Source organism: Streptomyces sp. NPDC053079, assembly GCF_044546695.1.
Taxonomy (GTDB): domain Bacteria; phylum Actinomycetota; class Actinomycetes; order Streptomycetales; family Streptomycetaceae; genus Streptomyces.
Genome location: NZ_JBITZJ010000003.1, coordinates 281,488 through 295,568, shown reverse-complemented (window position 1 = coordinate 295,568; position 14,081 = coordinate 281,488). Strand labels below are relative to the sequence as shown.

Sequence of the window (14,081 nt, the reverse complement as noted above, 5' to 3'; positions counted from 1 at the left end):
CCTGGCTCTTCAAAAGATGTCCCAGCGTCTTCCTTCGCTGGAGTCTGGACCAGCGGCCAGCAGCTCACGGGTCTGCTCGGCGTCCTGGTGCGCCTGGAGCCGCTCGAAGAGGGTCAGTGCGGCCCGCAGGCAGGCGTCGGCACGGGCCTGCTGTCCCACGTGGGCGAGGCTGCGGCCGAGGGTCCTGAGCAGGCCGCCCTCCAGCATCGCGCTGACCCGGCGGGCGAGCGGCAGGAACGTCTCCGCGGTCTGCACCGCGAGCGCGTACCGCCCCTCCTCGGCGTGGAGTTCGGCGATCAGATTGCCGGACGCGGCCTCGAAGGACGACACGTTCAGCGCGCGGAAGAGCACCAGGCCGTCATCGGCCTGCCGCAGGGCCTCCTCCCGGGCACCGCACAGTCGCAGGACCCGGGCCAGGTAGTACAGGCCGATGGCCTTCGACACCGATTCCCGGTCGCTGACCAGCCGGGCGCCGCGCTCGGCGGCCGCCCGTGCCTCGGACAGGCGGCCCTGCCGGGCATAGTTGAAGGCCAGCTCGCCCAGGGCCGTGCCTTCGGCGGTCGCCGCGCCCAGAGCGCGGAAGAGCCGCACCGACGCCTCCCCGTGTGCGACCGCGTCGTCGGAACGGCCGTGGACCCGGGCGTTGGCGCACAGGGTGAGGTGGGCCGAGGCGCGCAGCCGCGGACCGGCCCCGCCGTCGCAGAGCTCAAGGCCGCGGGTGAGCTCGGACTCGGCCTCGGTGAAGGAGTTGGCGTGCCACAGCGCGTTCCCCCGTACGTACCGGGCCAGGGCCTCGGACGGCCGGTCGCCGCGCCGCGCGGCGACGTCGGCGACCTGCTGGGCCAGTTCCGTCACCGCCGTGAGATGGGTGATGCCGGAGAGCACGGTGTTCAACCGATCGATCAGGTCGGCGGCCTGGGACAGCGGCAGGCAGTCGTCGGCACAGGCGCGGGCGACCAGTGCCCGCTGCAGGACGGTTTCCTCGTGCATCCAGTCGGTGGCCTCCTGGGCTGATGTGAATACGAGCCCGGGTGAGGCCACCGCGACGTCGATGAGCGTGCGTTCGTCGGGCTCCGCCGAGTGCGCGACCGCGTCGGCGTTGCGGGCGGTGGCCAGGCAGAAGTCCAGGAGGCCGGCGACGGCCCGGGCCGTCGTGCCGGGGGAGTCCTGACGGGTGCTCCTCGTCCGGGCGAAGTCCCGTACCAGGTCGTGGAAGTGGTAGCGGCCCAGGCGGTGCGACTCCAGGAGGTTGAGTTCGACGAGGGAGTCGAGGATCTCCTCGGCCTCGTCGGTGCCGAGCCCCAGCAGTGCGGCCGCGCTCGGCAGGGCGAGGTCGGGAACGTCCACCGTGGACAGCAGCCGGAACGCGCGTGCCTGTTCGGCGGTGAGGGTGGCGTAGGAGAGCTCGAACGCGGCCTCCACGGCGGCGTCGCCGGTGCGCAGTTCGTCCAGGCGCCCGCGTTCGTCGGTCAGACGCCGCACCATGTCCGCGAGTGGTCTGCCGGGCTCCGCCGCCAGGCGGGAGGCGACGATCCTCAGGGCGAGGGGCAGGAAGCCGCAGGCGGCCACGAGCGCGGCGGCGGCCTCGGGCTCGGCGTCCGCACGGCGGTGGCCGACGGTCCGCCGCAGCAGGTCGAGCGCCTCTGTGGGGTGCAGGACGTCCAGCCGCAGATGGCGGGCCCCGGGAAGCCCGGTGAGCCAGGCACGGCTGGTCACCAGGACGGCGCAGCCGGCGGCGCCGGGTATCAGCGGCCTGATCTGCTCGCACGACGCCGCGTTGTCCAGCAGCAGGAGCATCCGGCGGTCCGCGAGCAGCGAGCGGTAGAGCGCCACGCGCTCGTCGGCACCCTCGGGAATGTCCTTCTCCGCGGTGCCCAGCTCTCGTAGGAACCCGTCCAGTACGGCATGTGGCCGCAGGGGCTCGGCGTCGGCGCCGCGCAGGTCGGCGTACAGGCGCCCGTCCGGGAAGGCGTCGGCGAGCCCGTGGGCGGTGTGGACCGCCAGGGTGGTCTTGCCGACGCCCGCCATGCCGTTGACCGCCGAGACCACCACGGCCGAGGCGTCCGGCTGCGTCAGCATCCCGGCGAGCTCCCGGACCTGCTCCTCGCGTCCGGTGAAGCCGCTGATGCCGGAGGGGAACGTACTGCGGCCCGGGGCACGGGGCGGGGGGTCCGCCTCGGGGAGCCGCAGCGAGGGGTCCGAGCACAGGATCCGCCGGTGCAGCGCGGTCAGTTCCTCGCACGGCGTGCGCTCCGCCGGCGGCAGATGCCCGAGCTCGGTGCCCAGGTACCGCCGGGTGTCCTCGTACACGCCCAACGCCTCGGCCTGACGTCCGGCGCGGTACAGCGCCAGCATCTGCACCGCGCGCAGCCGCTGGCTCGACGGGTGCTCCATGACCAGGGCACCCGCCTCCGCCGCGAGCCGGGGCCGGTCACCGAGCTCGGCGTCGAGCGTGAGCCGGGCCTCCAGCAGCGACCGCCGCACCTGCGCGAGCCGGTCGCGCAGCGCCCTGGCGTGGGGGCCGTTGAGGCCGGCCAGCGGCTCGCCCGTCCACAGTTCCAGGGCCTCGGACAGGACCTCGCGGGCCTGCTCCGCGGGGCCGCCCGAGGCGCGGATCTCCTCGGCCCGCGCCAGTGCGCGCTCGAAGGCCCAGGCGTCCACGGCCGGGGCCGGCACCCGCAGCGCGTAGCCGCCGCCGACCGTGACGAGCACCGGTTCGGCGGTGTGCCGGGCCAGGGCCCGGCGCAGCCGCCAGACGTGGGTACGGACCGAGTGCTCCGCCCGGGCCGGCCGCTCGCCCTCGTCCCACACCCCGTCGACGAGCAGTGCCGGCGACACCGTACGCCCGGCGGCGGCGAGCAGGACCGCGAGGACCTCCCTCGGCCTGGACTGGCCGAGGGCGACCGGAGTCCCGTCGTACCAGGCCCGTACGGGGCCGAGCAGGGCGAAGCTCAGCCCCGTGGCGGGGGCGTTCACCGGGCCGTGGACCCGCAGGGGAACTGGAGGCCGAGCGACGACGACCAGAGCCTGATCACGTACGGTGCCTCGCTGTCGGGCATGGTCAGGATCGACATGTCGCCGCCGGAGCCGACGGTGACTTTGGTGACCGGGAGGTGCAGGCAGTCCTTGCTGTCGGTGCGGCTCTCCCACAGGGACTTGCCGTCCTGTGTGGTGACGACGAGGTTTCCGTTGTCCTGCATCACCGCGCGGTTGCCCTCGCCGGTGGTGCCGGAGTGCCAGCGCAGCTGCGGATCCGTCCCGCCGGTGCCGGTGGTGTAGAGGGCGAGGTCGCCGTCGTGCTGCATGACGAGCCGGGTGTCGCCGCTGTTGAGGCTGGCGCCCGGGGACAGGGTCTCGCCGGTGGAGAGGGCGGAGCGGGCGGCGTTGGGTTCGGCGTGGGCCGCACCGCTGGTGGCCAGCAGCCCTGTCGCCGCGAGTAAGACCGAGGCCGTGAGGGATGCGGCGCGGGCGGTGACCGAGTGGTGTGCTCTCGTCGTCATAGCGGGGCCCTTCCTGATCGTGTGGGGCGTCATCGCGGGGTGCGGTGCGCCCTTGACTTGCTGGGCTCGACCTTCGTCGACGCCGATATATAAACGATCAAGACTTTATAAACGGAAAAATGGGACCGGACCCGCGTCCGATCCCATGCCGTGCGCCCGCGACGCTCAGGAGTCGTGACGCTCAGGAGTCGAAGAGGAAGTGCAGGGCGGCCACGGCCACCGCCAGCACTCCGGCCAGGGCGGTGATCAGGACCGACGAGGTCAGTACGTACGTGCCTCCGATGCTCGCGGTCATGCCGTTGACGAGCGCCACGACCTCAGTGGGGCTCGGGTTCCGGTGGGAACCGGTGGTGCGCCTCATAAGGGCCTCACCTTCCTCGGGTTGTGGTCGAAGAGGCTGTTATCGACGGGCAGTTATCGAAGAAGGGGCGGAAGGAACTCTTCCCGTGCAAGTGCCGTGGACAGGGGGCTTCTGCCGGGATTTTGCACACCGCCGCGCGCTCACGGACCTATAAGGGTGTGACCGACCCACAGGAGGTGGCTGCGTGAGTCCCCAAGGAGATCACGGGGTCATACCGGATGAGTTGCCGGGTTTCGCCGTTTTCTATACCGCGGAGTACCCACGAGTCGTTCATAGCCTGATGAGAGCCGGGGCGACCTATGAGGAAGCCGAGGACGCGACGCAGGACGCCATGCAGGAGCTCCTGCGTACACGGCCGGACTGCAAGAGTCCCGCGGGCTGGGTCCGTACGGTCGCCTGGCACGCGTACTGCAAGAAGGCCGAACGCAACCGCAAGCGGCTGGCCCTGGAATCACGGAACGCGCGACTGACGGGGCCGGCGGGCCCGACATCGGCAGACCGCGGCGAACCTGACGAACACGAAAAGGTATTGGGGATTCTGCGTGGTCTGCCTCCTCGGCAGGGACAGGTACTGGCTCTGCACCTGGACGGTTACTCCGCACAGGAAATCGCTGATCTGATCAGCGTGAAGGCGAGCACCGTCCGCAGCAATCTGCGACACGCGCTCGCCACGCTGCGAAGCTCGCTCGAGAACTACGAGGAAAAAGAAGGAGGTTCGCATGTCCACAAGGAATGAGCGAGCTCTCACCACACGCAGGGCCCAGCCGAAGACCGCCAGAGAAACGACGACGAACGTGCACCCCGCGTTCGAGCGCTTTCTCCTGGCCGTCCGGGCCGAGGTCGAGAGCCGGCTCACCCCGGACGAGGTGGAGGACCGGCTGCGACGGCTCCTGGGGTCCTGCGCGGCGGCACCGCCCGCGGGCCGCGCCCGGAGGGCGGATGCCCCCGGCTTCGATTCCCAGGCCGGCTGGGCCGCATACGGCTATCACGTCATCCATCTCTGGCTGCTGGCCATCGCGACAGCGGGCCGGCCCGGTGTGCGGCTGCATCGGCACGACATCGACGAGCTCGCGGTGGAGACGGCGGCCCGAGCCCTGGGCAGCTTCCGCGACCAGGCGCGGCAACCGGTTCCGGAACCGCAGGCGGCCGTGCCGGAACTCAAGGCCGCGTTCCTCACGGAGTGCGTGCGGCACCTGCCCTATGTCAATCGGAGCCGTCACCTCATGGCCGAACGGGTCTCCTTCGACGAATTCGAGGACACGGACGCATCCGATCTCGTCGGCGTGCTGTGGGACTGCGCGACCACGGGACAGGCGGAGGAACTGCGCCGCGTGGCACGCGCCGGGGACGGGGCGGGCGACACCGACGAGATCGTCACTTTGACCCCCATCGCCATCCGTGCCGCGGTCCAGCGGTATCCGGAGGCAGTGGCCCCGGAATCGCTGACCTGACCCACTCTCCTGAGCGCACCACCGGACGCAAGGTGGCACATGAACGTGAACGACGTGACAGTGCGGCAGGTTCTACGACGTTCGTACGAACTCGACCACGGGCGCTACGCGGTCGGCATCGAAATCCAGCCGTACAAACTCACAGGGGTCGTTGTCGGGTCCGACGGCGTGGTGATGGCACGCTCCCGTCGGCATCTCACGGTCATGGAGTCGGAGGAGGTGGTGAAGCGCGTGGCAGAGATGGCAGGCAGTCTGGTCGACGACAGACTGGGCTGTGCGTTTCCCAGAAACAGGGTGTGCGTGGGGGTCCAGGTGGGCGGCCCCGTCGACCCGGACACGGGAACGGTGCTCCACCTCGTCAACGGCCCCGACGACCACAGGCACGAAAAACCCCCTCCCTATGAATGGGTGGACTTCCCGCTCGGTGCGGAACTCGCCTCCATGGTGGGCTGCGCCACGTCGGTGGAGAACGATGCGCACGCCTTCGCGGCGTACGAGCAGAGCCTCGGCGTGGGCCGCAAGAACGCCACGTTCGGGGTCGTACTCGTCCGTGACGGCGTGGGTGCCGGAATGGTCGTGCGCGGCCGACGGATCTCCGTCCCGATGGAATTCGGGCACCTCCAGGTGTGGCCGAGGGGCAGGATCTGCGATTGCGGGATGCGGGGCTGCATCGAAAGCCAGGTCGGGAACCGTGCGCTGACCGCCGTGGTCAAAGAACGGACCGGGCGGGAACTGGACGGACTCGAGGCCGCGATCGCGCTCGCCGACAGCAATGACTCGCAGGCGCGTGAGGCGGCGGCGGCCTTCCGCAAGGCCGGGATCTCGATCGCCCGCGGCATCGCCACGCTCCTCACCACGTTCGGCCCGACCCATCTGGTGATCTATGCGGCCGAGGACCTCATCAGCGGCGGGCCGGGGCGCCGGGCGGCGAATTCCTTCCTCCACGCGATGCGGAGGTTCCCCGCGAACACGTTCCACATCAGCAGGGACTGTCGCATCGTCACCAAGCCGCTGGATGCCGTCCGTGGTGCGCACGGCGCCGCGCTGATCGCTCTGCAGAGCTGTTTCGACGTCTGGCTTCAACCCGGTAGGAGTACCCCTGATGCCCCCACGATTCCCTGATGACGGCCGGCTCTCCATCGGACTCGACATCGGAGGCACGAAGATCGCGGCAGGAGTGGTCGACGCGGAGGGCCGCGTCGTCGAACGGGTCCCGGCCGTGCCGAGCCCCGTCGACCAGGCGGCCATTGTGAAGACCGTTTCCGTCCTGATCGAAGGACTGCGTTCCCGGCATCCCGGAATCGCCGCTGTCGGCGTGGGAGCGGCGGGCCTCATCCACTGGCCCGAAGGCCGCATTCGGACCGCCCCCAACAACGCCTACCGTGATCTGCCGCTCCGGCGACTGCTCCAGGAATCCACCGGACTGCCGACCGTCGTCGACAACGACGCCAACGCCGCCTGCTGGGCGGAGTACCGCATGGGGAACAGCGCCGCTCACATGGCCTTCATCACCGTGGGCACCGGTGTCGGCGGCGGCCTCGTCCTGGCCGATCGCCTCTTCCGCGGCCGCACCGGAATCGCCATGGAGATCGGCCACATGATCGTCGACCCGTACGGCACCGAACGCTGCGGCTGCGGCACCATCGGCTGCCTCGAACCCCTGGCCTCCGGGCGGGCGCTCGGCCGCTACGGCAGCGCGGCGGCCGCGGCCGACCCCGGCGGGATGCTGGCCAGGCTCGCCGGCGACCCCGGCCGGGTGACCGGGGAAACGGTCTCGGCCGCCGCGCGCGCCGGCGACCCGGCCGCCTGTGCTCAGCTCGAACGACTCGGCCACTGGCTCGGCATCGGCGTCGCGACGCTCGTCAACCTCTTCGACATCGAGCTGGTGGTCATCGGCGGTGGCGTCGCGGAAGTCGGCGATCTCCTGCTGACCCCCATCCGCTCGAGCTTCACCCGTTTCGTCACCGCCGCCGCCCACCGTGAGCTCCCGGACATCGAGCCGGCCCGCCTCGGGCCGGAGGCCGGGTGGATCGGTGCCGCCCTGCTGGCCCTTGACCAGGAGAAGGAGGGGCCGGCCGACGGACTGTGAGGCCAAGCGCACGTCCCCCGGACCGGCCGGCCCACCGGCTTCGGCTGTCCGGGTGGTCTGCCGGGCGGGCCCGTCCGTGTCCGGTGCCGGACCGCTCCGTCCGGGGCGGCCGTCCCGTCTGATGGGTACCGGCCGCCCCGCCGCGGCCGGTACCGCAGCCGGTACCCGTTTCCAGGGAGGAGGCTCGACATGGGCACGACGGATCCCGTGCGCATCGATGTCCACCAGCACCTGATCCCGCCGGAGCGTCGCCGCGCGATGTCCGGCCGCGCCGCCGCCTTCGGCTGGCCCGCGCCGGCCTGGGACGAGCGGAGCGCGATCGCGATGATGGACCGCCGGTCGATCGCCACCGGCGTGCTGTCGTACGCCGCCCCGGTCGGTGCACCGGACGACCCCGCGGCGGCCCGCGCCACGGCCCGGGGAGTCAACGAGTACACCGCGGAGCTGGTCAAGGACCGGCCCGACCGGTTCGGGCACTTCGCCGCCCTTCCCCTGCCCGACGTGGACGGAGCGCTCGCCGAGGCCGCGCACGCCCTGGACGAGCTGAACGCCGACGGGGTGATGGTGCTCAGCAACGCCCATGGCCGTTACCTCGGGGACCCCGGGTTCGAGCCCCTGTGGGCCGAGCTGGACGCCCGCGCCGCGGTCGTCCAGATCCACCCCACCGCGCCGCCGGGGCCGGCGCTTCCGGACCTGCCCGGCCCACTGGTGGACTTCCCGTACGACACCACCCGCGCCGCCCTGCACCTGGTCGTCAACGGGGTTCCGCGCCGGTACCCCCGGATCAGGATGATCCTGCCGCACGCCGGCGGCTTCCTTCCGTACGCCGCCCACCGGTTCGCCTGCGCCGGGCGACTGCGGCCCGGCACCACCCCCGAGGACGTCCTCGCCGACCTGCGGCGCTTCTACTTCGACACCGCCTTCGCGGCCGGCCCGGCCACCCTGCCCTCGCTCCTGGCCTTCGCGGCGCCCGGACACGTGCTGTACGGCAGCGACTTCCCCATGGTCCCCGAGGAGTGGGGCACCGGGTTCGACGCGGCGCTGGACGACCACCCGCACTGGACGCCAGAACAGCTGCACGCCGTCAACCGCGGCAACGCCGAGGCCCTCCTTCCCCGGCTCGCCCGGGGCTAGACGGGGGCCGCCTCCAGAGCGTCGGCCCGTCGGCGCAGGTCGGCTGCGATGTCGTCCCAGAAGGGTCCGTGGAGGTAGAGGCTGTCGGCTGCCTCGCGCATCAGCGCCGGGTCGTCGGGCCGCTGGAGGAGGAGCAGCCGGTAGGTGAGGTTGCGGACCCACACCGGGAGCCGGCTCTCGACCATGTGCGGGCCGAGCTCTCGCAGCATGGAGAGGATCGAGTCGGCGTCGGCGAACGTCAGTTCTTCGACGAAGTAGTGCTCTTTGTGCTCGCGGTCGCACGCGGGCACGGGCCGAAACTCGTCGCCGTAGAGACACCGGGCGTGTTCGGACAAGGTCGTGTGCATGATCTTCAGCCTACGATGTCATGATCTTGAAGGGTATCCCGCCGGTCGAACGCCAGGCTGACTCGCCGTCCGGTGCGTGGCTCTGATCCGCCGTCCCTCGGTTCAGGCCCTTCCGGCCGCGAGGACCTCGCGTGCGAGCGCCAGCAGGTCCGGGACGGCCGGGTGTCCCGGGCCCGCGCGCCAGGCGAGGACGACGGGAACGGTCGGCGCGTCCGCGAGCGGACGGTAGACCAGCGAGGGGTGCGTGTGGTTGCCCGGGGTGGCCGACGTGGTGACCCCCACGGCGCGGCCCGCGGCGATGGCGATGAGCCACTCGTCGGTGTTGGTCACCTCGATGGTCGCGACGGGGCGGGCCGTCGGCGGCCACAGGTTCACCGTCGTGGTGCCGGAGACGGTGTTGAGGGCGATCGGATGGTCGGCGAGGTCCGCCAGGGTGACCCGGGGGAGCGCCGCCAGCGGGCTGTCGGTCGGCATGACCACCACCCGCTCCTCCGACAGCAGCAGCTCCGTGCGGAGCCCGGCCGAGGTGACCGCGCCGCGCAGCAGGGCCGCGTCGACCTTGCCCTGCGTGAGGCCCGCCGTGCGGTCGTCGATGCGGAGCAGCTCCAGCGGAACGGCGCGGTGCGTCTCGTCCCAGCGGCGGAGGAAGGGGATGGTGTAGTCGCCGAGCGCCGCCCAGGTGTGGCCCAGGCGCAGCGGCCAGCGCCTGAGCCCCCCGGGGTCGAGGGCGGTCTCGACGGCGGCGACGGCGGCGAGGGCCTTGTCGCGGAAGGTATGGCCCTCGGCGGTCAGTTCGAGGTGGTGGGTGGAGCGGTCGACGAGGCGGGCGCCCAGGTGGTCCTCGAGCTGGCGCAGGGTGCGGGAGAGCGCCGGCTGGCTCAGGTGGAGGCGGGCGGCGGCGCGGGTGACGTTGCCCTCTTCGGCGATGGCGAGGAAGGCACGGAGATGCCGCAGCTCGATGGTCATGCGTCAGGAGCATAACCACGGTGGACTCGGCATTTCCCGCCGCGTGGCCGGATTCGTAGCGTGAAGGCATGACATCCACGGTGCACAACTCATCTGCCACGACGACCACGCCCGTTGTCGTCCGTCACGCCGCGGGGCGCGGCACTCTCGGCGGCGTCGGCCTGGTGCTGGCCGGGACGCTGTCCGTGCAGTTCGGGTCGGCCTTCGCCGCGCTGCTGTTCCCCCGGGCCGGGGCGCTCGGCACGGTCGCGCTGCGGGTGACGTTCGCCGCGTTGCTGCTGCTGGTCGTCGCCCGGCCCCGGCTGCGCGGATACGCGCGCGCCGACTGGGCGCTGGTCGGCGGGTTCGGCCTGGCCCTCGGCGGCATGAACATCCTCTTCTACCAGGCCATCGACCGAATCCCGCTGGGGGCGGCGGTCACCCTCGAGGTGCTCGGGCCGCTGCTCCTGTCGGTGGTCGCCTCGCGCCGCGCCGCCAGCCTGCTGTGGGCCTCTCTCGCGCTGGCCGGGGTCTACCTGCTGGGCCGCGGCGGCTTCGGCCAGCTCAACGTCGCGGGCGTGGCATTCGCATTGAGCGCCGGGGTGATGTGGGCGGCGTACATCGTGCTCAACGCCCGTGCGGGCGCCCGCTTCCCCCGGCTCGACGGTCTGGCGATCGCGATGGCCGTCGCCGCGCTGGTCAGCCTGCCGCTCGGCATCGGGGCGTCGGGCGGCACGCTCCTGGAGCCGGCGGTGCTCGGCCTGGGCCTGGCGATCGCGGTGATGAGCTCGGGGTTGCCCTACACCCTGGAACTGCTCGCCCTGCGCCGGCTGCCCGCGGCGACGTTCGCGGTGCTGACGAGCCTGGCGCCGGCCGTCGCCGCGACGGCGGGCTATCTGGTGTTGGACCAGGGGCTCTCGCTGTCGCAGTGCGCCGCGATCGCGATGGTGGTCATGGCGAGCGCGGGCGCGGTACGCATGGGTACGCGCTGAGACGACGCCTGCCCGCCGCGGGACAGGCGGCCGGACCGCCGCCGGCTGTGACCTTGATCATTTGCCAGGGGATGCCTGTCTGCGACCATGCGTCAATGGGGGCGGAAGGCGAACACGCACGGCTGTGGGCAGCGACCGGCAGTCCGCAGGTGGAACTCCTGGCCGCCCGTTTCGAACGCTTCGCCTTCGACCGGCACAGCCACGAGCAGCTCTCCGTCGGCGTCATCGAGCAGGGCGCCGAGGGACTGCACATGGCCGGCGGCACGGTGGTGGTACCGGCCGGGCAGCTGGTGATCCTCAACCCCGGGCAGGTGCACACCGGTTTCGCCGCCGACGAGTCCGGCTGGCGGTACCGCATGTTCTACTTCGACACCGCGATGGTCGAGGAGCTGGCCGGCGAACACCTGCGCGCCCGGGACGTCTGGTTCCCGGAGACGGCCGTACGGGACGCCGAACTGTTCGCCCGGCTGCGCCGCGTCCACCGCGAGCAGGAGCGCGTCGACGATCCCCTCACCGCCGAGTCCCTGCTGCTCGAGGGCCTGGGCGCGGTGCTGCGCCGGCACGCCCGTACCGGTCGGGTGGCCCCCGCCGGGGCTCCGCCGGGCGTGCGCCGCGGCCCGGATCTGGCCCGGCAGATGCTGCACGACCGGTGGACGGAGCCCGTCACCGTCGCCGAGCTCAGCGCCGCCGCGGGCATGCCGCGGGCGTCCCTCATCGCCGCCTTCCGCCAGGCGTACGGACTGCCGCCGCACGCCTATCTGCTGCGGCTGCGCGCCAACCGCGCGCGCCGCCTGCTCATGGCCGGGCAGCGACCGGCCGACGTGGCGGCCGCCACGGGATTCTCCGACCAGGCGCACCTGACCCGCATCTGCAAGCGGTACTTCGGGGTCACGCCGGGGGCCATCCGCCCCTGAGCTTCACGGGGCGGCGTCTTCGTTCCGCGACTTTCGTTCAAGACCGCTGCCGGCCGCGCGGCGAGGCTGGGCCGTAGCCGTACAGCGAGAGAACGAAAGGCGGCTGGAACAATGGTGTGGGCGATAGCGGTATCCCCGCTCGTCATGGTGCTGGGAATGATCACGGGGCTGCGTCGGCCGGCGCACTGGGCGGCGGCCGCGGGCGTCGCCCTGGCGGCGGTACTGATCTGGTGGCTCCCCGACTTCACGCTGCCGGGCGACGTGCTGGCCACAGGTGCCGGGGGAGCCGGTCTGCTGGTGCTCAACGCCGCCGCGGTGATGCTGCCCGGCGTCTACCTGAGCCAGGTGCTCACCCGCCGGGAGGTGCACCGGTCGCTGCAGGAGTGGGTGCGGGGGCTGCCGCTGGCAGGACCCGCCACGATCGCCCTGGTGGTGGCGGGCATCGCCCCCACGGTGGAGGCGCTCACCGGCTTCGGGGTGTCGCTGCTGGTCACCGTGCCCGTGCTGCTCGCCCTGGCGCCACCCGCGACCGCGCTGCGGCAGGCCATGCTCGGCATGAACATCATGCCGTGGGGCACCCTCGGCCTCGCCACCGTCATCGGCGCCGCGCTCACCGGCAGGGAGACGGCCGCCATGGGCACCGCCACCGCCGTCACCAGCAGCCTGGTCTTCCCTCTGGTGACCGTGTGGGCCGCTCTGCTGACCCGCCCGCAACGCCGGTTCCGTACCGCCGTCATGGCCGCGGGCGCGGGCGCGGCCCTCGCGCTCGGGCTGCTCGCACTCAACCGGGCGGGCGTGGTCCAGCCGGCGGGCGTCCTGGCCGGGCTGCTCACCACGACCGTCGGGCTGGTGCTCTGCGCCCTCCGCCGGTCCCGCTCCGACGCGGGCGCCGAGTCCGCCGGCCGGCTGCTGCCGCCGCGCACGGTCCTGCACGCCTACGGGCTCGTCCTCGGTGGCATCGCCCTCACCCGCGCGGCCACGGCCGCCGGTGTTCCGACCTTGGCACTGCACGCGGGCAACGCGAGCTTCGCGCTGCTGTCCTCGCCGGGCCTGCCCCTGCTGGCAGCGGCCCTGTTGCTGGACCGGGGCCGTCCGCACATCCCGGACGCCCGTGCCGCGCTGGTCCGGGTCGGCCGGCCGCTGCTCACGTTGACCGGGTTCGTCGCCCTCGGCCGGCTGATGGCGGACAGCGGCATGCTCGGCGAGCTGGGCACGGCGGTCGCCGGGGCGCCGCCGCTGGTCGCCGCCCTGGCCGCGCCCGCGCTCGGCATGCTCAGCGGCTTCATCACCGGCTCGAACGTCGGCGGCAACGCGCTGATGATGCCGCTTCAGGAACGCCTCGCCCCGAGCGGCGCGGGCCTCGACGCATGGTTCGCGGCCCTGCAGAACAGCGCGGCGGGCCACGCCGTCTTCACCTCCATGCCGATGATCATGCTGATCCTGGCGGTGGCCGGCGACCGCGCGCAGACCGCGGGCGTCACCGAGCACACCCTCCTGCGCTTCGGCCTGCGGGTGGCTGCCGCGATCTACGCTGCTCTGGCGGTGACGGCGATGGCCCTGGTCTCGTTCGCGTGATCCTCGACCGGACCCCGCGGGCCCGGCCGTCAGGCTCCGGTGCCGGCGGTGATGCCCGCGTGTGCGACAAGTCCGCTCGCAGGCCGGGCGCGAGGTCGGGGTGGATCTCCGTGGCCGGGTCGCCCTCGGCGAACAGCCCGGCGCGTACACCGGCTACCGCAGCCGGAGCCCGCGGCTCAGGAGAGGCGGCCGTCGTAGTCGGGCAGCTTGAAGCCCTTCTCGTAGTAGCGGCCCTCGAAGTCGGTGGGCCGGTTACCGATGTTGGCGGTGATCGTGTAGCCGTCCTGGGTGAGCTCCTCGCGGCAGCGCTCCTTGCCCTCGCCCTTCTCCTCGCCGTGCTCGCGCGTGCATATGGCGTCCACCGGATAACCGGCGTCCCTCAACTGCTGCCGGGCGGACGACGAAGACGTACGGGCCGTCACGAACAGCACGGCCACGTCGTGCTCGTGCGCCCACTGGGCCACCTTGAGCACCGGCTTGTTGGCCCGGCCCTCGTGGTAGTACGTCTCCAGGGCGGTGTTGTCGATGTCGAGCACGACGGCCGGCTTGCCACCCCCCTTGCCCGCCTTGCCGGTACGGTCGCGCAACCACGGAATCGCGGGGCCGACGGCCTTCTGCACGTCGGCCTGCCACGTCCCGTAGTCGGGCACCCCCCGGCTCTGGCCGGCCTGGGCGGCCTGCGCGGTCGCCGCGCCGCCCAGCGACACGGCCGGCAGCGCGAGCGCCGCCAGCACGGCGAAGGGAGCCATGCGGAACTTCTTGCTGGACATCAA

General features: G+C 72.3%; 14 protein-coding genes. 8 read left to right on the top strand and 6 right to left on the bottom strand.

What is annotated here, in order from left to right:
• Window positions 1–9: 9 nt before the first annotated feature.
• The 3 genes from ACIGXW_RS13655 to ACIGXW_RS13645 form a co-directional block, all read right to left on the bottom strand.
• Entirely contained in the window at window positions 10–2,976 is a 2,967-nt protein-coding gene (locus ACIGXW_RS13655) for a BTAD domain-containing putative transcriptional regulator (RefSeq protein ID WP_399572899.1), read from the bottom strand.
• Entirely contained in the window at window positions 2,973–3,500 is a 528-nt protein-coding gene (locus ACIGXW_RS13650) for a hypothetical protein (RefSeq protein WP_399572897.1), read from the bottom strand. Before ACIGXW_RS13650 ends, ACIGXW_RS13655 begins: the two co-directional genes overlap by 4 nt.
• Window positions 3,501–3,681: 181 nt before the next feature.
• Window positions 3,682–3,861 carry a hypothetical protein gene (locus ACIGXW_RS13645; RefSeq protein WP_071967676.1) on the bottom strand — a complete coding sequence of 60 codons (180 nt, stop codon included), beginning with the start codon at window positions 3,859–3,861 and terminating at the stop codon, window positions 3,682–3,684.
• A 184-nt stretch (window positions 3,862–4,045) separates the two neighbouring features.
• On the opposite strand from ACIGXW_RS13645, the gene ACIGXW_RS13640 reads away from it, so the two are divergent.
• From ACIGXW_RS13640 to ACIGXW_RS13620, 5 genes are all read left to right on the top strand, one after another.
• Window positions 4,046–4,597 (top strand): RNA polymerase sigma factor, encoded by a 552-nt coding sequence (locus ACIGXW_RS13640; protein ID WP_399572895.1) that lies wholly within the window; start codon window positions 4,046–4,048, stop codon window positions 4,595–4,597.
• Window positions 4,581–5,312 carry a hypothetical protein gene (locus ACIGXW_RS13635; RefSeq protein WP_399572893.1) on the top strand — a complete coding sequence of 244 codons (732 nt, stop codon included), beginning with the start codon at window positions 4,581–4,583 and terminating at the stop codon, window positions 5,310–5,312. The genes ACIGXW_RS13640 and ACIGXW_RS13635 overlap by 17 nt, the downstream gene beginning before the upstream one ends.
• Window positions 5,313–5,351: 39 nt before the next feature.
• Window positions 5,352–6,434 carry an ROK family protein gene (locus ACIGXW_RS13630; RefSeq protein WP_399572891.1) on the top strand — a complete coding sequence of 361 codons (1,083 nt, stop codon included), beginning with the start codon at window positions 5,352–5,354 and terminating at the stop codon, window positions 6,432–6,434.
• Window positions 6,415–7,401, top strand: a complete 987-nt coding sequence (locus ACIGXW_RS13625) for an ROK family protein (RefSeq protein WP_399572889.1) — start codon at window positions 6,415–6,417, stop codon at window positions 7,399–7,401. The genes ACIGXW_RS13630 and ACIGXW_RS13625 overlap by 20 nt, the downstream gene beginning before the upstream one ends.
• A gap of 189 nt (window positions 7,402–7,590) precedes the next feature.
• Window positions 7,591–8,535: an amidohydrolase family protein gene (locus ACIGXW_RS13620; protein ID WP_071967682.1), complete on the top strand. Its 945-nt coding sequence runs from the start codon at window positions 7,591–7,593 to the stop codon at window positions 8,533–8,535.
• On the opposite strand, the gene ACIGXW_RS13615 is transcribed toward ACIGXW_RS13620, so the two are convergent.
• A complete protein-coding gene (locus tag ACIGXW_RS13615; protein ID WP_071967684.1) occupies window positions 8,532–8,882 on the bottom strand; it encodes a hypothetical protein in 351 nt (116 codons plus the stop codon). The genes ACIGXW_RS13620 and ACIGXW_RS13615 overlap by 4 nt on opposite strands.
• Window positions 8,883–8,984: 102 nt before the next feature.
• The gene (locus ACIGXW_RS13610; RefSeq protein ID WP_399572887.1) at window positions 8,985–9,848 is read right to left on the bottom strand and encodes a LysR family transcriptional regulator; all 864 of its coding nucleotides are present in this window, start codon (window positions 9,846–9,848) and stop codon (window positions 8,985–8,987) included.
• A 68-nt stretch (window positions 9,849–9,916) separates the two neighbouring features.
• On the opposite strand from ACIGXW_RS13610, the gene ACIGXW_RS13605 reads away from it, so the two are divergent.
• The 3 genes from ACIGXW_RS13605 (at window position 9,917) to ACIGXW_RS13595 (ending at window position 13,308) form a co-directional block, all read left to right on the top strand.
• A complete protein-coding gene (locus ACIGXW_RS13605; protein WP_399572885.1) occupies window positions 9,917–10,819 on the top strand; it encodes an EamA family transporter in 903 nt (300 codons plus the stop codon).
• A 95-nt stretch (window positions 10,820–10,914) separates the two neighbouring features.
• Window positions 10,915–11,733, top strand: a complete 819-nt coding sequence (locus tag ACIGXW_RS13600; protein ID WP_071967687.1) for an AraC family transcriptional regulator — start codon at window positions 10,915–10,917, stop codon at window positions 11,731–11,733.
• Between the two features lie 111 nt (window positions 11,734–11,844).
• Complete coding sequence (locus ACIGXW_RS13595) at window positions 11,845–13,308, top strand: L-lactate permease (RefSeq protein WP_399572883.1); 1,464 nt, start codon at window positions 11,845–11,847, stop codon at window positions 13,306–13,308.
• A gap of 176 nt (window positions 13,309–13,484) precedes the next feature.
• Here ACIGXW_RS13595 and ACIGXW_RS13590 read toward each other — a convergent pair whose 3' ends face one another.
• The gene (locus ACIGXW_RS13590) at window positions 13,485–14,078 is read right to left on the bottom strand and encodes an HAD family acid phosphatase (RefSeq protein ID WP_071967689.1); all 594 of its coding nucleotides are present in this window, start codon (window positions 14,076–14,078) and stop codon (window positions 13,485–13,487) included.
• Window positions 14,079–14,081 lie beyond the last annotated feature (3 nt).

What these genes read in the sequence shown, in the direction of transcription:
- ACIGXW_RS13635 (WP_399572893.1), top strand. Translation starts at nt 4,581, where the DNA reads ATGTCCACAAGGAATGAGCGAGCTCTCACCACACGCAGGGCCCAGCCG.
- ACIGXW_RS13605 (WP_399572885.1), top strand. Translation starts at nt 9,917, where the DNA reads ATGACATCCACGGTGCACAACTCATCTGCCACGACGACCACGCCCGTT.
- ACIGXW_RS13630 (WP_399572891.1), top strand. Translation starts at nt 5,352, where the DNA reads ATGAACGTGAACGACGTGACAGTGCGGCAGGTTCTACGACGTTCGTAC.
- ACIGXW_RS13615 (WP_071967684.1), bottom strand. Translation starts at nt 8,882, where the DNA reads ATGCACACGACCTTGTCCGAACACGCCCGGTGTCTCTACGGCGACGAG.
- ACIGXW_RS13645 (WP_071967676.1), bottom strand. Translation starts at nt 3,861, where the DNA reads ATGAGGCGCACCACCGGTTCCCACCGGAACCCGAGCCCCACTGAGGTC.
- ACIGXW_RS13590 (WP_071967689.1), bottom strand. Translation starts at nt 14,078, where the DNA reads ATGTCCAGCAAGAAGTTCCGCATGGCTCCCTTCGCCGTGCTGGCGGCG.
- ACIGXW_RS13625 (WP_399572889.1), top strand. Translation starts at nt 6,415, where the DNA reads ATGCCCCCACGATTCCCTGATGACGGCCGGCTCTCCATCGGACTCGAC.
- ACIGXW_RS13595 (WP_399572883.1), top strand. Translation starts at nt 11,845, where the DNA reads ATGGTGTGGGCGATAGCGGTATCCCCGCTCGTCATGGTGCTGGGAATG.
- ACIGXW_RS13620 (WP_071967682.1), top strand. Translation starts at nt 7,591, where the DNA reads ATGGGCACGACGGATCCCGTGCGCATCGATGTCCACCAGCACCTGATC.
- ACIGXW_RS13650 (WP_399572897.1), bottom strand. Translation starts at nt 3,500, where the DNA reads ATGACGACGAGAGCACACCACTCGGTCACCGCCCGCGCCGCATCCCTC.
- ACIGXW_RS13600 (WP_071967687.1), top strand. Translation starts at nt 10,915, where the DNA reads ATGGGGGCGGAAGGCGAACACGCACGGCTGTGGGCAGCGACCGGCAGT.
- ACIGXW_RS13610 (WP_399572887.1), bottom strand. Translation starts at nt 9,848, where the DNA reads ATGACCATCGAGCTGCGGCATCTCCGTGCCTTCCTCGCCATCGCCGAA.